This is a genomic window from Chromobacterium sp. Panama, assembly GCF_003052555.1.
GTDB lineage: Bacteria > Pseudomonadota > Gammaproteobacteria > Burkholderiales > Chromobacteriaceae > Chromobacterium.
In genome coordinates this window covers 5,166,198-5,168,045 of record NZ_QARX01000001.1, presented here as the reverse complement: position 1 = coordinate 5,168,045, position 1,848 = coordinate 5,166,198, and the positions used below count along the sequence as shown (strand labels likewise).

At 70.9% G+C, this 1,848-nt stretch carries 1 protein-coding gene; it reads left to right on the top strand.

What is annotated here, in order from left to right; genetic code table 11:
• Positions 1–1,848, top strand: a 1,848-nt coding sequence (locus DB032_RS23255; RefSeq protein WP_199225978.1) for an ImcF-related family protein, incomplete at both ends; no start/stop codon positions are given.

Below are 1,848 nucleotides of genomic sequence, written 5' to 3'. Positions count from 1 at the left end.
GGTTTCCGCCTATCAAAACCACGGCCTGATCGCCGAGGCTCAGGCCGCCGTCAACGCCCAGCCTAAAACCGCCACGCTGGACAGCGCGCTGCGGCTGCAACGGTTGCTGGAGAAGCTGGAAACCCGCCAGCAACTCGGCGCGCCGTGGTCCGCTCGCTTCGGCCTGAACCGCGACGCCGCCTTGCTGGAGCGCTTGCGGCCGCATTACGCCCGCGCCATCGGCCAGGCGCTGATCGTACCGGCGCGCGGCCGCTGGGCGCAGCAGCTGCAAGCGCTGAACCAGGCCCCCAGCGCGGAACTGGCCGCCGATCCGGCCCGGACCGAACAAGGCTATCAGGCGCTGAAAGCCTATCTGACGCTGGACCAGCCGGCGCGCGCCGAACCGGCCTTCCTCGCCGCCCAGCTGACGGCCCCCGCCAACACCGCCCGTGCTGACTTTTCCCCGCCGCTGCTGCGCGCCATGGCGCAGTTCTACGCCGAGCGGCTGGCCGGCCAGCCCACCTGGCGCATCCCCGCGGACGCGGCGCTGGCCGGGGCCATCCGCCAGACCCTGATCGGCCAGTTGGGCCGCCAACAGGCCGACGACACCCGCTATCAGCAGATACTGGCCGAAGCCGAAGCCAAGCATCCGCCGCAGACGCTGGCCGTCTTGCTACCGGGCCAGGACTTGCGCGGCCTGTGGCGCAGCGAATCCAGCCTGCCCGGCGTGTTCACCCGCAAAGCCTGGGACGAGCATCTTCGCGCCGCCTTCGCCAACGCCCACCGCCGCCAAGGCAGTGCCGGCGACTGGGTGCTGGGCGCCGGCGAGGCCGGTCAGGGCAGCGCCGGCAAGGCGCTGGAAGCCGCGCTGCGCCAGCGCTATTTCGCCGACTACGCCCGCGCCTGGCAACAATTCCTCAACGCGGTGTCCTGGCAGACGGAGGCCAAACTGGCCGCCAACGCCCAGCAATTGCAGGTCTACGCCGATCCGCAGCGCTCGCCGCTGCGCGCCTTGATGGCGCTGGTGCGCGACAACGCCCGAGCCGGCGAGCGCGTGGACAGCCTGGGCGCCAATCTGGTGGACAAGGCCCAGGCGCTGCTGGGCAAGGCCGACGCCAGCGCGCCGCAGCTGGAGGGAGCAACGGGCAAACAGGAGGCCGCGCCGCTGGCGCAAAGCTTCGGCCCGCTGCTGCGGCTGCTGGAGGAACGCCAGGACGGCTCCGCGCTCAGCCTGCAACGCTATCTGGAGCGGGTGGCGGCCACCCGGCTCAAGTTGCAGCAAGTGGCCGCCGCGCCGGACCCGGACGCCGCCGCCCGCGCGCTGGCGCAGGCGGTGTTCCAGGGCAAGGGCGGCGAACTGGCCGAGAGCCGCGATTACGCCGCCCAATTGGCCGCCAGCCTGGGCGAAGACTGGCAGGGCTTGGGCCGGCACCTGTTCCTGCAACCCTTGGACCAATCCTGGCACACCCTGCTGCAACCGGCGGTGGCCAGCCTCAACCAGCTGTGGGACCAGAGCATTGTCCGGCCATGGCAGGCCAGCTTCGCCGGCCGCTACCCCTTCCACCGCAGCGACGCCGACGCCTCCTTGCCGGAGCTGGGCCGTTTCCTGCACCCCGGCGACGGCCTGGTGCAGCAGTTCGTGCGCCAGCAATTGGGCGGGGTGCTGGAACAACAAGGCGATCAATGGTCGCCGGACCCGGCGGCGGCGCAGGCGCTGCGCTTCGACCTGAACTTCCTCAACGAGTTGAACCGCCTGTCGCGGCTGTCCAGCCTGCTCTACGCCCAGGGCGACGCCGGCATCCGCTTCGAACTGAAGCCCACCGCCACCATCGGCCTGGAGAAAACCCTGCTGCAACTGGATCAGCACAG